The sequence below is a fragment of the Caulobacter sp. UNC358MFTsu5.1 genome (assembly GCF_000712075.1).
GTDB lineage: Bacteria > Pseudomonadota > Alphaproteobacteria > Caulobacterales > Caulobacteraceae > Caulobacter.
This window is the reverse complement of record NZ_JONW01000010.1, coordinates 124,092-139,657: the sequence shown is the minus strand read 5'-3', so window position 1 is coordinate 139,657 and position 15,566 is coordinate 124,092. Positions and strand designations below refer to the sequence as shown.

Annotated in this window: 15 protein-coding genes; 8 read left to right on the top strand and 7 right to left on the bottom strand. The window is 68.4% G+C overall.

Annotation, left to right across the window (positions count from 1 at the left end; translation table 11 throughout):
* Positions 1-26: 26 nt before the first annotated feature.
* Positions 27-680 (top strand): glutathione S-transferase family protein, encoded by a 654-nt coding sequence (locus BR39_RS0120040; RefSeq protein ID WP_029915485.1) that lies wholly within the window; start codon positions 27-29, stop codon positions 678-680.
* On the opposite strand, the gene BR39_RS0120035 is transcribed toward BR39_RS0120040, so the two are convergent.
* Positions 677-2,065, bottom strand: coding sequence for a PAS domain-containing methyl-accepting chemotaxis protein (locus BR39_RS0120035; protein ID WP_051695956.1), 1,389 nt, complete (start codon positions 2,063-2,065; stop codon positions 677-679). The genes BR39_RS0120040 and BR39_RS0120035 overlap by 4 nt on opposite strands.
* Positions 2,066-2,297: 232 nt before the next feature.
* On the opposite strand from BR39_RS0120035, the gene BR39_RS0120030 reads away from it, so the two are divergent.
* On the top strand, positions 2,298-2,711 hold the full coding sequence (locus tag BR39_RS0120030) for a PAS domain-containing protein (protein ID WP_081916929.1): 414 nt from the start codon (positions 2,298-2,300) through the stop codon (positions 2,709-2,711).
* On the opposite strand, the gene BR39_RS0120025 is transcribed toward BR39_RS0120030, so the two are convergent.
* Positions 2,708-3,334: a glutathione S-transferase family protein gene (locus BR39_RS0120025; RefSeq protein WP_029915480.1), complete on the bottom strand. Its 627-nt coding sequence runs from the start codon at positions 3,332-3,334 to the stop codon at positions 2,708-2,710. The two genes, BR39_RS0120030 and BR39_RS0120025, sit on opposite strands and share 4 nt — an antisense overlap.
* A 96-nt stretch (positions 3,335-3,430) precedes the next feature.
* Between BR39_RS0120025 and BR39_RS0120020 the strand changes: the two genes are divergently transcribed.
* Positions 3,431-4,765, top strand: coding sequence for an MFS transporter (locus BR39_RS0120020; RefSeq protein WP_029915479.1), 1,335 nt, complete (start codon positions 3,431-3,433; stop codon positions 4,763-4,765).
* On the opposite strand, the gene BR39_RS0120015 is transcribed toward BR39_RS0120020, so the two are convergent.
* The gene (locus BR39_RS0120015; RefSeq protein WP_029915478.1) at positions 4,762-4,944 is read right to left on the bottom strand and encodes a hypothetical protein; all 183 of its coding nucleotides are present in this window, start codon (positions 4,942-4,944) and stop codon (positions 4,762-4,764) included. The two genes, BR39_RS0120020 and BR39_RS0120015, sit on opposite strands and share 4 nt — an antisense overlap.
* Before the next feature lie 223 nt (positions 4,945-5,167).
* On the opposite strand from BR39_RS0120015, the gene BR39_RS0120010 reads away from it, so the two are divergent.
* The 3 genes from BR39_RS0120010 (at position 5,168) to BR39_RS0120000 (ending at position 8,595) form a co-directional block, all read left to right on the top strand.
* Entirely contained in the window at positions 5,168-6,673 is a 1,506-nt protein-coding gene (locus BR39_RS0120010) for an MFS transporter (protein ID WP_029915477.1), read from the top strand.
* 114 nt (positions 6,674-6,787) lie between these two features.
* Entirely contained in the window at positions 6,788-8,098 is a 1,311-nt protein-coding gene (gene purB / locus BR39_RS0120005; RefSeq protein ID WP_029915476.1) for an adenylosuccinate lyase, read from the top strand.
* 8 nt (positions 8,099-8,106) lie between these two features.
* Positions 8,107-8,595 carry a DNA-deoxyinosine glycosylase gene (locus BR39_RS0120000; RefSeq protein ID WP_029915475.1) on the top strand — a complete coding sequence of 163 codons (489 nt, stop codon included), beginning with the start codon at positions 8,107-8,109 and terminating at the stop codon, positions 8,593-8,595.
* Between the two features lie 237 nt (positions 8,596-8,832).
* On the opposite strand, the gene BR39_RS0119995 is transcribed toward BR39_RS0120000, so the two are convergent.
* From BR39_RS0119995 to BR39_RS0119985, 3 genes are read right to left on the bottom strand one after another with little or no spacing between them, the layout of a single operon-like run.
* Complete coding sequence (locus BR39_RS0119995) at positions 8,833-9,273, bottom strand: cupin domain-containing protein (RefSeq protein WP_029915474.1); 441 nt, start codon at positions 9,271-9,273, stop codon at positions 8,833-8,835.
* A 10-nt stretch (positions 9,274-9,283) separates the two neighbouring features.
* A complete protein-coding gene (locus tag BR39_RS0119990; protein WP_029915473.1) occupies positions 9,284-10,636 on the bottom strand; it encodes a Gfo/Idh/MocA family protein in 1,353 nt (450 codons plus the stop codon).
* A 14-nt stretch (positions 10,637-10,650) separates the two neighbouring features.
* Positions 10,651-11,790 (bottom strand): Gfo/Idh/MocA family protein, encoded by a 1,140-nt coding sequence (locus BR39_RS0119985; protein ID WP_029915471.1) that lies wholly within the window; start codon positions 11,788-11,790, stop codon positions 10,651-10,653.
* Between the two features lie 210 nt (positions 11,791-12,000).
* Here BR39_RS0119985 and BR39_RS0119980 point away from each other — a divergent pair, with 210 nt between their 5' ends.
* Complete coding sequence (locus BR39_RS0119980; protein ID WP_029915469.1) at positions 12,001-14,010, top strand: M13 family metallopeptidase; 2,010 nt, start codon at positions 12,001-12,003, stop codon at positions 14,008-14,010.
* 83 nt (positions 14,011-14,093) lie between these two features.
* On the opposite strand, the gene BR39_RS0119975 is transcribed toward BR39_RS0119980, so the two are convergent.
* A complete protein-coding gene (locus BR39_RS0119975) occupies positions 14,094-14,411 on the bottom strand; it encodes a DUF1476 domain-containing protein (protein ID WP_029915467.1) in 318 nt (105 codons plus the stop codon).
* A gap of 302 nt (positions 14,412-14,713) precedes the next feature.
* Here BR39_RS0119975 and purC point away from each other — a divergent pair, with 302 nt between their 5' ends.
* Complete coding sequence (gene purC, locus BR39_RS0119970; protein ID WP_029915465.1) at positions 14,714-15,472, top strand: phosphoribosylaminoimidazolesuccinocarboxamide synthase; 759 nt, start codon at positions 14,714-14,716, stop codon at positions 15,470-15,472.
* Positions 15,473-15,566: the final 94 nt, after the last annotated feature.

Here is a 15,566-nt window from a genome sequence, read left to right as displayed (position 1 = left end):
GGACCCCATCCCAATAGCGAGATCCCATGTCCCTGACGCTGCACATGCACCCGCTGTCCTCGTACTGCTGGAAGGTGCTGATCGCCCTCTACGAGAACGCCACGCCGTTCGAAGCCCGCCTCGTCGATTTCAGCGACCCGGAGGGGATCGCCGCGTTCAGGGCGCTGTGGCCGACGACCAAGATGCCCCTGCTGTGCGACGCGGCCCGCGACCGCACGGTCCCGGAGACCTCGATCATCATCGAGTACCTGCAGGCGGCCTATCCGGGCCCGGTGCGGTTCATCCCCGACGATCCGGAGGCCGCCCTGCGCACGCGGCTGATGGACCGCCTGTTCGACCTCTATGTGATGACGCCGATGCAGGCGATCGTGGGCGACCGGATCCGCCCGGCCGACGCCAAGGACCCGTACGGCGTGATCCAGGCCCGCGCGCAGCTGGCCATGGCCTACGGCCTGCTGGAGGGCGAACTGGCGGGCCGGACCTGGGCGGCGGGCGAGGACTTCGGCCTGGCCGACTGCGCGGCCGCCCCGGCCCTGTTCTACGCCAACAAGGTGGCGCCGCTGACCGACTCCCACCCCAAGGTCTCGGCGTATCTCGACCGCCTGCTGGCCCGCCCGTCGTTCGCGCGGGTGCTGCAGGAGGCCGAGCCCTATTTCGCGATGTTCCCGGCCGGCGACTAGGCGGCGCGGCGCGAGGGCTGGGCCGTCTGGCCGGTTCGGAACCGCGCCACCATCCGCCCCAGATCGCCCGCCTCGTTGCGCAGGTTGGCCGCGGCCGCGGTGGCCTCCTCGACCATGGCGGCGTTCTGCTGGGTGACCTGGTCCATCTGGTTGATCGCCGAGTTCACCTGGTTCAGGCCCGTGGCCTGTTCCTGCGAGGACTGGGCGATCTCGGAGATCAGGGTGTCGATCTGCGAGACCTTGCCGACGATGCCGCTCAGGGCCTGGCCGGTATCGCCGACCAGCTGGACGCCGCGCGCCACCTGCGAGGTGCTGCTGGCGATCAGGGCCTTGATCTCCTTGGCGGCCTCGGCCGAGCGCTGGGCCAGGGCGCGGACCTCTTGCGCCACCACGGCGAAGCCGCGGCCGGCGTCGCCGGCCCGGGCGGCCTCGACGCCGGCGTTCAGGGCCAGCAGATTGGTCTGGAAGGCGATCTCGTCGATGACGCCGATGATCTGGGTGATCTGGCCCGAGCTCTGCTCGATCTCGCCCATGGCGGCGACCGCGTCGCGCATGACCTCGCCCGAGCGGGCGGCCTCCTCCCGGGCGCCCGAGGCGGCGGCGGACGCCTCCTTGGCGCCGACCGCGCTGCGGCGGACGGTGGCGGTCAGCTGGTCCAGGGCCGCGGCGGTCTCCTCGAGGCTGGCGGCCTGCTGCTCGGTGCGGCGCGACAGGTCGTTGGAGGCCGAGGCGATCTCGTCCGAGCCGGCCTGCAGGCCGCCGGTCGCCGAGGCGATCGCGCCCATGGCTTCGCGCAGGCTGTCGATGGCCGCGTTGAAGTCGTCCTTGATCTGCTGGTAGCGCCCTTCGAAGCGCGCCTCGATGCCAGCGGTCAGGTCGCCCCCGGCCAGGCGGCGCAGGCTGTCGGCCAGGGCCGAGACCACCGCGCCCTGCTCCTCCTCGCCGCGCTGGCGCTCGGCCTCGGTCCGCGCCCGCTCCAGCTCGATCCCGGTGACGTCGGTGGCGAACTTGATGACCTTGAAGGGCTTGCCGTTTTCGTCGAGCACCGGGTTGTAGGACGCCTGGATCCAGACCTCCTTGCCACCCTTGCCGATGCGCAGGAACTTGGCCGCGACGAACTCGCCGGCGTTCAGCCGCGCCCAGAAGGCCCGGTAGTCGGCGCTGGCCGCCTCGGCCGGCGGCACGAACAGGCTGTGATGGCGACCTTCGATCTCGGTGGCCGCGTAGCCCATGGCCCCCAGGAAGTTCGGATTGGCCCGGATGATCGTGCCGTCCAGCTGGAACTCGATCACCGCCTGCGAGCGCTCCATGGCCGCGACCTGGGCCTCGAGGCTGCGCATCCGCTGGACGTCGGCTTTGCGAGCGGAATTTTGACCTGAGAACATTGTTGCTTTCGTCTCGCAAATGCAGCGGTAGAAAGCTTTAGGCATATCGACGATTAACGATATCCTAATTACAAAACAGCGCTCGACCACAACTCACAAGTGAGCCGAAAAGTCCTTTTGGCATAAGATAATTACTCGGGTTGCGAGGATTAATGAATCCCTAATTCAATTTTCCCGGACATAAAAGCTTCACGGGTATATAGCCACGGGCGGCTAAGCCCCGGAATCCAGTATGCCTTTGCGTGATCTCATCTCGGCCCTGGCCGACGACCTCGATATCGGCGTCGTGCTGACGGATGGGCAGCTGGCGCCGCCGGGTCCCCACATCCTCTATGTGAATACAACGTTTGAGCGCATGACCGGCTTCGACCGGGCGGAAATCCTGGGAAAAAATCCTCGAATTTTTCAGGGGGCGGGCACGAGCCTTGCCGCGCGCAAGCGACTGGCCCGCGCCCTGCGCAACGGCGAGCGCCACACCACCACCCTGGTCAACTACCGCAAGACGGGCGAGGCCTATCTCTGCGCGATCGACGTCTTCCCGATCGTGGCCCCCGACGGCGCCCTGATCAGCGCCGTCGCCCTGGAACGCGAGGTCGAGCGCAAGCCGGGCCGTCGACCGACCGCCCGGACCGGCAAGTCCGGCTAGACCAGGCTGTCGGCCTCCCAGGCCAGGAACTCCGGCGCCTGCAGCAGGCGCTCGCAATAGGCGCCCGCCGGACCCGTGTCGCCATAGTCCGACAGATGGATCCCGTAGGTGCGGAAGCGCGTGGCGACCGGGGTGTAGAAGGCGTCGGCGATCGACCACCCGCCCACCAGGAACGGCCCGCCCGAACGCTTGAGCAGCTGGTTCCAGCGCTCGACGATCTTGCGTACGTCCTTCTGGGTGGCTTCCGAGATCGCCACCACGCCGGGCGTCGCCTCCAGCGCCATCGGGCATTCGCCGCGCAGCGACGAGAAGCCCGAATGCATCTCGGCCGCCGCAGACCGGCCCAGCGCCCGCAAGGCGGGGTCCTGGGGCCAGAGATTGGCGGCGGGGAACTTCTCGGCCAGGTATTCGCAGATCGCCAGGGAATCCCAGACCGTCAGGTCGCCGTCCTTGAGCACCGGCACCAGGTGGCTGGGCGAGTGCTTGGCGATCTCGACCTCCGAGGTCCCGACCTGGCGCAGCTCGACCACGGTCTCCTTGAACGCGGCGCCGGTGCGCTTCAGCGCCAGCCAGGGCCGCAGCGACCAGCTGGACCACTTCTTGGTGCCGACGACGATTTCCATGGCGGACTCCTGAGCCGAGAACGGGGGTGGCCAATGGCCTTACCCCGCGCCTACAGTCGCCTCAACGATTAGAACAACTGTTCGAGGGAGGACCTCATGGCGGAAGCCGCGATACCGTCGCCGGTGATCAATCCTGTTTCGTCCGGCTATCGCCGCTACGCCCTGTGGGTGCTGCTGATCATCTACACCCTCAACTTCCTGGACCGGCAGGTGGTCAACATCCTGGCCGAGCCGATCAAGCGCGACCTCCACCTGGCCGACTGGCAGCTGGGCATGATGACGGGCCTGGCCTTCGCGATCTTCTACACCGTGCTGGGCATCCCGATCGCCCGCCTCGCCGAGACGAAGAACCGGCCCTTCATCATCGGCGCCTCGGTGGCCGCCTGGAGCGCCTTCACCGTCCTGTGCGGCTTCACCCAGAACTTCTGGCAGCTGATCCTGGCGCGGATCGGGGTGGGCGTCGGCGAGGCAGGCTGCACGCCGCCGGCCCACTCGCTGATCACCGACTACGTGCCCAAGGACAAGCGCGCCGGGGCCATCGCCTTCTATTCGATCGGGACGCCGCTGGGCACGCTGGCGGGCATGGCCATGGGCGGGCTGGTGGCCGACGCCTACGGCTGGCGCGTGGCGTTCATGGTGGCCGGCGCGCCCGGCGTGCTGTTCGCCCTGATCGCCGCCTTCACCCTGGTCGAGCCGCGCCGGCAACTGGCCGCCGACATCGCCGCCCGCGCCGCCTCCAAGATCAGCTTCGGCGCCGCCCTGGCGGTGCTGGCCACCAAGAAGACCTTCTGGCTGATCGCCCTGGCCGCCTCGATCAAGGCCTTCGTCGGCTACGGCCACGCGCCGTTCACGGCCTCGTTCTTCTTCCGCGTCCACGGCGCCGAGGTGGCCGAACTGGCCGCGCGCTTCGGGCTGAAGTCGGCCGGCTTCCTGGGCCTGGCCCTGGGCCTGATCGGCGGGACGGCCGGCGTGATCGGCGCCTGGCTGGGCGGCCTGCTGGCCGACCGGCTGGGGGCCAAGGACCTGCGGGCCTACGTGATCGTGCCCGCCATCGCCTCGCTGGTCACGATCCCCTTCTACATCCTGGCCGTCAGCGTCGGCTCGCCGATGGCGGCGATCGGCGTCCTGACCATCCCGGTGCTGCTGGGCACCCTTTGGTACGGGCCGGTCTACGCCACGGCCCAGAGCATCGTCGATCCGGCCATACGGGCCACGGCCTCGGCGGTGCTGCTGCTGATCATCAACCTGATCGGCCTGGGCCTGGGTCCCGTCGCCGTCGGCGCGCTGAGCGACCTGCTGGCCGGACCGGCCGGACTGGGCGAGGCCCAGGGCGTTCGCTGGGCGCTGATCCTATCCACCCTGCTGGGCCTGGTCGCGTTCGGCCTGTTCTGGGCCGCCCGCAAGACCATCCGCGAGGAGATGGTCGCCTAGCCGCGCGACGTGGCGCGCATGGTCCTAGGAAAGCAGTAGGCCCAGGGATGGACCTCGACCGGGCCGTCGTCGCCGCGATCCAGCACGCGGTGCGATCTGGCGCGGTTCAGCTCGGTCAGCGGGATGATCTCGGCGCCGCGCGGCGGGGCGGTCGGTTGGGGACGGTGCAGGGCGTGCATGGCGGACCTCCGGGTGACGACCGTCTGACGCGGTCGCTTGAAGGCGCCAGTAGAGGCCTCCCGGCCTGAACCGGCATGAGCGTCGTCGTTGTCCGAGGTTCATCGAAGCGCCGCGAAATCGCCGCGATCTCCCCGCGCCCATTTCCCCTCTGGCGCTGGCGCTTCCCTTACGTCTACAGTCGGCCCAACGATTAGAACAAATGTTTGAAGGGAGAGGCCCAGGATGGCGCAGGCGAGTACGCCTGGCGGCGCGCAGCCGCTGTATTCCAATGGCTACAAGGCCGCGGTGCTGGGGCTTCTGCTGGCCACCTACACCTTCAACTTCATCGACCGCACGATCATCGCCACCATCGGCCAGGCCATCAAGGTCGACCTCAAGCTGACCGACACCCAGCTGGGTCTTTTGGGCGGCCTCTACTTCGCCCTCCTCTACACCCTGCTGGGCATTCCGATCGCCCGGATGGCCGAGCGCTGGAACCGGGTGACGATCATCTCGGTCTCGCTGGTGGTCTGGTCGGGCTTCACCGCCCTGTGCGGCAGCGCCGCCAGCTTCGCCCAACTGGCCCTCTACCGCTTCGGCGTCGGGGTCGGCGAGGCCGGCTGCTCGCCGCCCAGCCACTCGCTGATCAGCGACTATTACGAGCCCAAGAAGCGCGCCTCGGCCCTGTCGATCTATTCGTTCGGCATCCCCCTGGGCACGATGTTCGGGGCGGTGGCCGGCGGCTGGCTGGCCCAGGAGTTCAGCTGGCGCGTGGCCTTCGTGATCGTCGGCCTGCCCGGCATCCTGCTGGCCGTGCTGGTCAAGCTGATCGTCAAGGAACCGCCGCGCGGCCATTCGGAGGTCAAGGAACGCCCCCTGGAGGCCGAGGACGTCGTCATCGAGCCGGAGAAGCCGCCCTTCTCGCTGATCAGCGAATTCTCCGAACTCTGGGCGGTCTTGAAGGTGCTGGCCTTCAAATGGCCCGTGGCGAACATGGTGCTGGGCGTGACCATCGCCTCGTTCGGCTCGTACGGTTCGGGCGCGTTCGTGCCGCCCTATTTCGTCCGCACCTACGGCCTGGGCCTGGCCCAGGTGGGCCTGATCGTCGGGCTGATCGGCGGCTTCTCGGCCGGGGTCGGCACCCTGGTCGGCGGCTTCCTGACCGACTGGACGGGCAAGCGCAGCGCCAAGTGGTACGCCCTGGTGCCGGCCCTGGGCCTGGCGATCTGCACGCCGATCTACATCGCCGCCTACCTGCAGACCAACTGGCAGACCACCGCCCTGATCCTGCTGGTCCCGGGCATCTTCCACTACACCTACCTGGCCCCGACCTTCGGCGTGGTCCAGAACTCGGTCGAGCCGCGCCGACGGGCCACGGCCACGGCCCTGCTGTTCTTCTTCCTGAACCTGATCGCCCTGGGCGGCGGGCCGGTGTTCACCGGCTGGCTGATCGACCACCTGGCGCGGTTCCACTTCAACCATCCGGAAGCCTCGTCGATCTTCCACGCCCTGGGCGGCTCGTTCACCGACCCGGGCGCGGCCAGCTTCACGGCCCAGTGCCCCGGCGGCCTGGCCCCCAAGGGCTCGCCCGCCGACCTGGCCAAGGCCTGCCACGGCGCCATGGCCCGGGCGACGCAGCAGGGCATCATCGTCTCGCTGTGCTTCTACGCGTGGGCGGCGCTGCACTACGCCCTGGCGGCGATCGGCATGGTCAAGCACATGCGCGAGCGGGCGGCGGCGCAGGCTTAGAGCCGGCGGCAAGGTCGGGGACAGGCGCATGCGCCTGTCCCCGACCGCCTCACCGACCCAAGTAATAATCCCCTTCCCTTGACTCCCCCGGCGGACGGGACCAAACGCCCGCCCATGATCACCCGCTATTCCCGCCCCGAAGCCGCCGCCATCTGGTCCAGCCAGACCAAGTACAAGATCTGGTTCGAGATCGAGGCCCACGCCGCCGACGCCATGGCCGAGCTGGGGGTCATCCCCAAGCTGGCCGCGCAGACCATCTGGGAAAAGGGCCGCGACGCGGTCTGGGACAGCGACCGCATCGACGAGATCGAGCGCGTCACCAAGCACGACGTCATCGCCTTCCTGACCCACGTGGCCGAAATCGTCGGCCCCGAGGCCCGCTTCCTGCACCAGGGCATGACCAGCAGCGACGTGCTGGACACCTGCTTCGCCGTGCAGCTCTCCAAGGCCACCGACCTGCTGCTGGAGGACGTCGACCTGATCCTGGCCGCCCTGAAGCGCCGGGCCATGGAACACAAGATGACCGTCTGCGTCGGCCGCAGCCACGGCATCCACGCCGAGCCCATCACCTTCGGCCTGAAGCTGGCCGGCTACTACGCCGAGTTCCAGCGCGCCAAGGAGCGCCTGGCCATGGCCAAGTTCGAGATCGCCACCTGCGCGATCTCGGGCGCGGTGGGCACCTTCGCCAATGTCGATCCGCGCGTCGAACAGCACGTGGCCGACAAGATGGGCCTGGCCGTCGAGCCGGTCTCGACCCAGGTGATCCCGCGCGACCGCCACGCCGCCTACTTCGCCGCCCTGGGCGTGGTCGCCTCGTCGGTCGAGCGCCTGGCCACGGAAATCCGCCACCTGCAGCGCACCGAGGTGCTGGAGGCCGAGGAGCCGTTCGATCCGGGCCAGAAGGGCTCGTCGGCCATGCCGCACAAGCGCAACCCGATCCTGACCGAGAACCTGACGGGCCTGGCCCGCCTGGTCCGCTCGGCCGTGACCCCGGCCATGGAGAACGTCGCCCTCTGGCACGAGCGCGACATCAGCCACTCGTCGGTCGAGCGCGGCATCGGGCCGGACGCCACGATCCACCTCGACTTCGCCCTGCGCCGCCTGGCGGGCGTGATCGAGCGCTTCAACATCTACCCCGACAACATGGCCAAGAACCTGGACAAGCTGGGCGGCCTGGTGTTCTCGCAGCGCGTGATGCTGGCCCTGACCCACAAGGATGTGTCGCGCGAGGACGCCTACGCCGCCGTCCAGGGCAACGCCATGAAGGTGTGGCGCGGCGAGGGCCGGTTCATCGATTTCCTGAAGGCCGACCCGGTGGTCTCCAAGGCCCTGACGGACGCCGAGCTCGAGGAACTGTTCGACTACGGCTACCACACCAAGAACGTCGACGTGATCTTCAAGCGCGTGTTCGGCGAGCAGGGCTAACCTGCCGCATGACCCGCAAGGCGGGCTTCCCGGCGGTCGTCGACGCGGACACCCGCGTCCTGATCCTGGGCAGCCTGCCGGGCGAGGCTTCGCTGGCCGTCCGCCAGTACTATGGCAATCCCCGGAACGCCTTCTGGCGGCTGATGGAGGGCGTGCTGGGCGCGCCCCTCGTTCCGCTGCCCTATGACGACCGGCTCAAGGCCCTGCTGTCGCACGGCGTGGGCCTGTGGGACGTGATCGCCGAGGCCCGCCGCCCCGGCAGCCTGGACGCCGCCATCCGCGACCCGGCGGCCAACGATCTGGTCGCCCTGATCGAGACCCTGCCGGCCCTGCGGCTCGTCGCCTTCAACGGCGGCACGGCGGCGAAGCTAGGCGGCAAGTTGATCGGCGAGCGGATCCAGACCATCGCCCTGCCCTCATCCTCTCCAGCGCACGCGGCGCGGACTTTCGAGCAAAAGGCTGAGGCGTGGTCCGCCTTGAAAACCCCTCTCTCATAGAGAGAGGGAGGGGCCCACCGCGCAGCGGTGGGAGGGTGAGAGGTTACACTCTCTCCGAACGAAGCTCTGACGAAGACGAGGTATGTCGGCGGCCGCATCGGTAATGGCGGCTCTTGAGGACGCTCAACGGCTCTCGGTTTGCCTGCTGGCGGTGAAACCTCTCACCCTCCCGCCACCTTCGGCGGCGGGCCCCTCCCTCTCTCTATGAGAGAGGGGTTTTAGGGCGCGGTTCCCGCCTTATCCCACCTTCCCGCTCTTCCAGTTGATCACGTGATACACCGCGTTCGTCGTCCCGACGTTGCGCAGCGCATGCGGGCTGTTGGACGCATTGAAGATCACCCCGCCCGGCCCGACCGTCTTCCAGACGCCGCCCGACAGGGTCTCGACCTGGCCCTCGCGGATGATCACCAACTCCTCGTTCGGATGGGTGTGCGGCGGGTGCGAGCTGGTTCCCGGCTTCAGGGTGGTGACGTGCAGTTCCAGCTCGTCCAGCGTGGCGGTCGGGCCGCGCGCGACCTGGGCGTAGGTTCCCACGTCCGTGTCGTGCGGCTTGAGGTCCTCCCAGCGCCAGACCGACGGACCGATCAGGGCGGGCTTGGCTTCCTGGGCCGCGGCGACGGCGGCGACCGTCAGGGCGGCCGCGCCCAGGGCGACGGCCAGGTCTCGCTTGGTGAGCATGATCGGGATCCTAGAAGGTGTAGGGCTTGCGTTGCGGGCGGCTGAGCAGGGCGTTGGCGGCGTCGTCGCCGATGAAGCGCTCGGCCTTGGGGTCCCACCGCAGCCGCCGGCCGCTCTTCATCGCCGCGTGGTGCAGCAGGCAGGTCGAGCAGGCGCGGTGGCCGACCTCCGCCGGGGCCGAGGGGGGCCGGCGGCTGCGGATCGAGTCCAGCCAGTCGCCGTGCTGCTCCTCGGAGCGGCGCAGGTGGATCTCGTCGGGTCCGATCACGCTGTCCAGGATCCTGGGATCGCTGGCGGCCAGGGTCGGGGTCGGCTTGGCCCCGAAGCTGGGATCGCTTGAGGTGACGGCGCCGTCGCGGGCGACGAAGATCCAACCCTCGGTCCCGATGAACTTCACCCCGTTCGGGAAATCGCCCGAGATGTCCATGGTGACGCCGTTGGCGTAGCGGGCGTGGGTCAGGAACTTGCCGTGCACGTTCCACAGGCCGCTCTTGGGGAACTCGGCCGAGCCCCAGACCTCGACCGGGCCCGAATGCTCCATGTCCATGCCCCAGTGGGCGGTGTCGACGTGGTGGGCGCCCCAGCCGGTGATCATGCCGGCCCCGAACTGCTCGCAGCGCAGCCAGCCGGGCCGGTCGAACGAGCCCTGGGGATGGACCCGCATCTCGGTGTAGTAGGCCTCCGGCGTCGAGCCCAGCCAGGCGTCGTAGTTCAGGTTGGCCGGGATCGGCTGCTCCGGCGCCTCGGGGCCGGACGGGTCGCCCGGCAGGCCGACCTCGACGCGCTTCAACTGGCCGATGCGGCCGTTGCGGACCAGCTCGCAGGCGCGGCGGAACTGCGGCCACGGCTTGTCCGAGCGCTGCTGCGAGCCGATCTGCAGGATGCGGCCAGTGGCGGCCACGGCGTCGGCCAGGGTCCGTCCCTCGGCGATGGTCAGCGAGGCCGGCTTCTGCAGATAGACGTCCTTGCCCGCCTTGACCGCGTGCACGGCCAGGATCGCGTGCTGGTGGTCGGGCGTGGCGATGATCACCGCGTCGATGTCCTTGGCCGCCAGCAGCTCGTGGTGGTCGGCGAAGGTCCGGGCGCTGTCCCAGGGGCGGCCGTACTTCTTGCTGTAGGTCTCGTCGACCAGCTGCTTGCCCAGCGCCAGGCGCTTGGAGTCGACGTCGCACACCGCCAGGATCTGGGCGTGGTCGTACTTGAAGGTCTCGGCCATGTCGTGGCCGCGGGCGATGCGGCCCACGCCGATGACGCCGATGTTGATGCGGTTGCTGGGGGCGTTCTGGCCGAACACGGTGGCCGGCACGATCGTCGGGAAGGCGACGGCGGCGCCCAGCACGGCGCGGCGGGAAAGCTTGCTCATGGCATCCCCTCCCCTCAGGCCGTGACCGGCCGGGTGGCGTTCTTCTGGGCGGTCAGCACCAGTTCGGCGGCCAGCAGGGCCTGGTCCTGGTCCTGGGCGACCGAGGTGCGCTCGACGATGTCGGCCACGAACTGCGGGCCGAACGGCAGGATGACCTTGGAGCAGTCGATGTAACGCGCCTGCTTCCGGTCGACGATCAGCAGGTGGTCGCCGCCGGGTCGGCCGGTCGGATCGACGTACTTGCGCAGCTCGATATAGCCCTCGGTCCCCAGCAGGAAGAGCCGGCCGTCACCCCAGACGCCCAGGCCGTCGGGCGTGAACCAGTCGACCCGGACATAGCCCGTGCCGCCGTCGCCCGTCAGGGTCATGTCGCCGAAATCCTCGAACTTCGGATGCGCGGTGTTGTTGAGATTGCCGGTCTGGCTGGAGACCACGTGGGCGGTCTTGCTGCCGGTGTAGTAGAGGAACTGATCGGCCTGGTGCGAGCCGATGTCGGTCAGGATGCCGCCGTAGCGGGCCTTGTCCCAGAACCAGTCGGGCCGGCCGGTCCCGATCCGGTGCGGAGCCAGGTTGACCGTCTGGACCACCTTGCCGATCGCCCCGGCCTGGACCAGCTCGCCGGCCTTGACCGCGGCCGGCACCTCCAGGCGTTCGGAATACATGATCGCGTACTTGCGGCCGGTCTTCTTCACCGCCGCCCGCACCTGGGCCAGCTGGGCCAGGGTGACGATGCCCGGCTTGTCCGACAGGTAGTCCTTGCCCGCCGCCATGACCCTCAGGCCGAGGGGCGCGCGCTGGTCGGGGATCGGCGCGGCGGCGACCAGCTGGATCGACTTGTCCTGCAGGATCTCGTCCTCGCTGCGCGCCAGGGGCACGTCGCCGAACTGCTTGCGGAAATCGGCGATCTGCTTGGGGTCGGTGGCGTAGACGCTGACCAGCTCGCCCCCGCCCCGCTTCACCGCCGCCGTCATGCTCATGATGTGATAGTGATCAAGGCCGATCACCGAGAAGCGGATGCGGTGCTTGGGCGCGGCGCTCGGGTCGGCGCCCGGCGCGGCGACCTCCTGGGTCGCGCCTTGGACGGGCAGGCCCGCCACGGTCCCCGCGAGTCCCGCCGCCAGCAGAAAGCCGCGCCGACTGGCCAGATCGTTCATGTCGTTCCTCCCAGGTCCGGCGACATCCTCGCCTTGGCCGCCTTGGTCTGACCAATGATCGGCCGGTCATCAGACCATTGAATCCGCCGAAAGGAAAACGCCTTTTGAAGGCGCAGGCGTCCGCCCCGCGCCCACATTACAATGTTTTCATCTGCGCCCATCCGGCATCTGGGGCAGCATCGCCGTTTCGGGGATGTTCAGGACCACATCATGCGCAACCTTCTGCTGGCCGCCGCCTCGGCGTTCGCCCTCTCTGCCGTCGCCGCCACAGCCTTCGCGGCCGATCCGCCCGCTAAACCAATGTACGGCGACTGGGGCGTCGACCTGACCGCCGGCGACAAGTCCGTCTCGCCCGGCGCGAACTTCGACAAGTACGCGAACGGCGCCTGGGCGGCCCGCACCCAGATCCCGGCCGACCAGGGCTCGGCCGGGGTGGGCTACGACGTCTACAACCGCTCGCAGGACCAACTGCGCACCCTGATCGAGACGGCCGAGCCGTCGACCCAGATCGGCGCGCTGTACAAGAGCTTCGTCGACGAGGCCAAGGTCGAGGCGGTCGACGACAAGCCCCTCAAGGCCGACCTGGCCAAGATCGCCGCGATCAAGACCAAGGCCGACTTCACCGTGGCCATGGGCCACACCCAAGGCGGTTTCGGCAGCGGGGTGTTCTCGCTGGACATCTATCCGGACGCCAAGAACCCCGAGATCAACACCCTGTATATCGGCCAGGCCGGCCTGGGCATGCCCGACCGCGACTACTACCTGACCGACGGCTTCAAGCCCCAGCGCGAGGCCTATCTGGCCTTCATCGAGCGCGCCCTGAAGATGGCCGGCTACCCGGACCCGGCCAAGTCGGCCGCCGACGTCCTGGCCTTCGAGACCAAGATCGCCAAGGTCAGCTGGGAGGTCGCCGAGCGCCGCGACATCGACAAGACCTACAACCCCACCACCGTGGCCGAGCTGAACGGCTACGCGCCCTTTCCCTGGTCGCCCTACCTGGCCGCCGCCGGCATGCCGGGCCTGACCAAGGTGGTGCTGGGCGAGAAGACCGCCGTGCGCGACATCGCCAAGGTCTATGACGAGACGCCGCTGGAGACCCTGAAGGCCTGGCAGACCTACAACGTCATCGCCGAGACCTCGCCCTACCTGTCCAAGCGCTTCGTCGACAGCCGCTTCGAATACATCAAGGTCCTGACCGGCCAGTCGGCCCTGCGCCCCCGCTGGAAGCGCGGCGTGCAGCTGGTCGACGGCAGCCTGGGCGAGGTGGTCGGCCAGACCTATGTCGCCAAGTACTTCCCGCCCAGCTCCAAGGCCCAGATGGTCGATCTGATCGCCAACCTGAAGACGGCGATGGCGGCGCGCATCCAGAAGGCGCCGTGGATGAGCCCGGCCACCAAGACCGAGGCCCTGGCCAAGCTGTCCAAGATGCAGGTGATGGTCGGCTATCCCGACAAGTGGCGCGACTATTCGGGCCTGAAGCTGGACGTGAACGACCTCTACGGCAACGTCGCGGCCAGCCGGAAGTTCGAGTGGGCCTATCAGCTGAGCGACCTGGGCAAGCCGGTCGATCACGGCAAGTGGGGCATGACCCCGCAGACCGTGAACGCCTACAACGGCGGGCTGGAGAACAAGATCGTGTTCCCGGCCGGCATCCTGCAGGCGCCCTATTTCGACCCCAACGCCGATCCGGCGGTGAACTACGGCGCGATCGGCGCGGTGATCGGCCACGAGATCAGCCACGGCTTCGACGACCAGGGCCGCAAGATCGACGCCACGGGCAAGCTGCGCGACTGGTGGACGCCGGAGGACGCCAAGCGCTTCGACGCCCAGGCCGACGTGCTGGGCAAGCAGTACGACGCCTACGAGCCGGTCCCCGGCTCGCACATCAACGGCAAGCTGACCATGGGCGAGAACATCGCCGACCTGGCCGGGCTGCAGGTGGCGCTGGACGCCTACCACGCCTCGCTGGGCGGCAAGCCGGCGCCGGTGATCGGCGGACTGACGGGCGACCAGCGCCTGTTCCTGGCCTTCGCCCAGTCCTGGCAGGAAAAGGCCCGCGACGACTCGCTCAAGCAGCAGATGGCGTCCGACCCGCACTCGCCGTCGTCGTTCCGCGTGGTGGGCCCCACCCGCAACGTCGACGCCTGGTACGACGCCTTCGGGGTCAAGCCCGGCGACACCTACTACCTGCCGCCCGAGGCCCGCTCGCGGGTCTGGTAGGGATCAGGAACGCAAAAGGGCCGCCCCGAGGGCGGCCCTTTCAGCATCCGAAGGCCGGAAAGCCTATTCGCCGGCGGCGAGCTCTATTCGCCGGCGGCGATCTGGCCGCGGGCCAGGGCCAGCAGCTCGTCCATCTTCCGGCGGACCTCGCCTTCGCTGACATTGACGCCCGAGCCCTTCAGGTCGCCGGCGACCTTGCGCAGCACGTCCTCGTCGCCGGGCTGCTCGAAGTCGGACTTCACCACGGCGCGGGCGTAGTCGTCGACCGTCGCCAGGCCCATCAGCTCGGCCGCCCACTCGCCCAGCAGGCGGTTGCGACGGGCGGTCGCCTTGAATTCCTGTTCCTGCTCCAGCGCGAACTTGCGTTCGAAACCCTGTTCGCGTTCGTCGAAGGTGGTCATGAAAGCCCCAATAGTCTCTGAGCCGGCTCCATATCCCGTGGCGAGCCGCCCGGCAATCGTAAGCAACGCCGCATCGCGCCCGATCCGTTCACAAAGCCGCTCACAATACCGCCGCCGAGGCTAGGGCCGTTTGCGCCAAGGACTGCGTTCAGCTAGTTTCGGGACGACATTTTTCGTGAGCGGCCTTGAGTCGAACGCCGCGCGCAGCTATCCGCCGCGCGCGCTTTTCGTTTCTCCGGAGAATTCCGGCCGGATTTTTCCGGGAGGGCGCGCCCGCAGCCAGAAGGGCCTCGACGAGAGCCATGACCACCCGCCGCAAGAAGATCTACGAAGGCAAGGCCAAGATCCTGTACGAGGGCCCCGAGCCGGGCACCCTCATCCAGTACTTCAAGGACGACGCCACCGCCTTCAACGCCCAGAAGAAGGCGGTCCTGGAAGGCAAGGGCGTGATCAACAACCGCATCAGCGAGTACATCATGACTCGCCTGAACGCGATCGGCGTGCAGAACCACTTCATCCGCCGTCTCAGCCTGCGCGAGCAGCTGATCAAGGAAGTCGAGATCATCCCGCTCGAGGTGGTGGTGCGCAACATCGCCGCCGGCTCGATCGCCACGCGCCTGGGCCTGAGCGAAGGCACCCCGCTGCCGCGCTCGATCATCGAGTTCTACTACAAGGACGACAAGCTGGGCGACCCGATGGTCTCCGAGGAGCACATCACCGCGTTCAACTGGGCCGCCACCCAGGAGATCGACGACATGATGGCCATGGCCCTGCGGGTGAACGACTACCTGTCGGGCCTGTTCAGCGGCGTGGGCATCACCCTGGTGGACTTCAAGATCGAGTTCGGCCGCGTCTATGAAGGCGACTTCAGCCGCGTGATCCTGGCCGACGAGATCAGCCCCGACAGCTGCCGCCTGTGGGACTCGGCCACCAACGAGAAGATGGACAAGGACCGGTTCCGCCGCGACCTGGGCAACGTCATCGAAAGCTACACCGAAGTGGCCCGCCGCCTCGGCATCATGAAGGAAATGCCGACCGTCATCCAAGGCGGCGTGCATTAGGTTGGGATCTCCTCCCCCGTGCAACGGGGGAGGTGGCGCGATGCGCGGCATCGTGACGGAGGGGGCGCACCGCCCGATTGCTGTGGATGGGACG